The sequence below is a fragment of the Burkholderia sp. ABCPW 14 genome (genome assembly GCF_001523835.1).
Taxonomy (GTDB): Bacteria; Pseudomonadota; Gammaproteobacteria; order Burkholderiales; family Burkholderiaceae; genus Burkholderia; species Burkholderia mayonis.
The window spans coordinates 1-1,127 of record NZ_LOVS01000096.1; the positions used below are offsets into that span (position 1 = coordinate 1).

The 1,127-nt window shown below is 60.2% G+C and carries 3 protein-coding genes; all 3 read left to right on the forward strand.

What is annotated here, in order from left to right:
* The coding region (locus tag WS62_RS14015) for a cellulose synthase (RefSeq protein ID WP_066571576.1) at positions 1-309 on the forward strand (309 nt) is incomplete at its 5' end.
* 83 nt (positions 310-392) lie between these two features.
* Positions 393-599 (forward strand): major capsid protein, encoded by a 207-nt coding sequence (locus WS62_RS14020; protein ID WP_066571578.1) that lies wholly within the window; start codon positions 393-395, stop codon positions 597-599.
* A gap of 66 nt (positions 600-665) precedes the next feature.
* A complete protein-coding gene (locus WS62_RS14025; RefSeq protein WP_066571580.1) occupies positions 666-989 on the forward strand; it encodes a hypothetical protein in 324 nt (107 codons plus the stop codon).
* The last annotated feature ends 138 nt before the right edge of the window (positions 990-1,127 follow it).

Below are 1,127 nucleotides of genomic sequence, written 5' to 3' on the forward strand. Positions count from 1 at the left end.
ATGAGCAAGCAAAAGTTGACCATTCTCCAAGTAATCGCCCGTAGCGGTATCTCGAAGCGCACCGGCAACCCGTGGGAAATCCACACGGCCCAATGCGTGCTCGAGCAGGAGAACAGCGAGGGTAAGCAAATCCTCGTCGGTACGATCAATTTGCCGACTGCGCTGAAAGATTCCCCGACCGGTGACTATCTCGCGGAGTTTGCTTTGCAGCAGTCGATGGAAGGCAAGCTCGAACCGCGCATCGTGTCGTTGGTGCCGTTCGGTCGACCGACTGCGGCCCCCAAGGGTGCGGCTTCATCCGCCTCGTAATCCGTCAAGGAATTTGAGCTGTTCGCAGTTGGCCCGCGCGAACGGCTCTTTTTGATTGGGCCGGAACCTGAGAGAGAACACACATGAAAAAGATGATTGCAGCAGCACTGAGCCTCGCGAGCGTGGGTGCGTTCGCGGCCGACGCGGGTACGCCGATGATGGATGTCGCGCCGGTCGTCAGTTCGATCAATGGCATCGGCCCGAGTGTCGTGCTCGTCGGCGGTGCCGTGCTGGCGCTCGCGGCAGTGACGTACGGCTATCGCGTGATCAAGGGCTTCATCGGTCGTTGATCGTGTGACGCGTATAGCCCCCGGTATGCCTCGTTGCGCCGGGGGCTTTTTCATGGAACGGATCGAATGAAGCGCTTGCTGTGTGTCGCGCTGGTTGGCGTCGCCTTGGGTGCGCACGCAGCGCAGGGAATCGATGTGGTCGTGTGCGGCGCGGCTCCCACTTCAGCGGTTGTTGGCGTTCAAGTGCCGTGCACGTTGTCGGATGGCTCGGCCGGTGTGCAGCAGATCGCACACCTGACGCTTGTCAACGATGGAGCGATGGGCGATGCGCCTGTTTCGGGCGGCATCGAGGCGGGCATGGCTGTTGGTAGCGCGGTGCTTCTGGTATTGGCGATCGCGTTCGGCATGCGCGCGTTGCGGCGCTTCGTGGAATCGGCATCGGAGAGTTGATCATGCTTTGGTACTGCATTCAGTTCGTGGTGGTCGTCGGGACCATCTATACGGCCGGATTGATTTTGATGTCATGAGGCTTGCGCACCTTCTTATCGTGGCTTTGCTGATTGCTTCGCTTGCGACGGCGACAGCGCC

Bases quoted from the DNA above. Each gene is read 5' to 3' on its own strand.
- WS62_RS14020 (WP_066571578.1), top strand. From the start codon at position 393: ATGAAAAAGATGATTGCAGCAGCACTGAGCCTCGCGAGCGTGGGTGCG.
- WS62_RS14025 (WP_066571580.1), top strand. From the start codon at position 666: ATGAAGCGCTTGCTGTGTGTCGCGCTGGTTGGCGTCGCCTTGGGTGCG.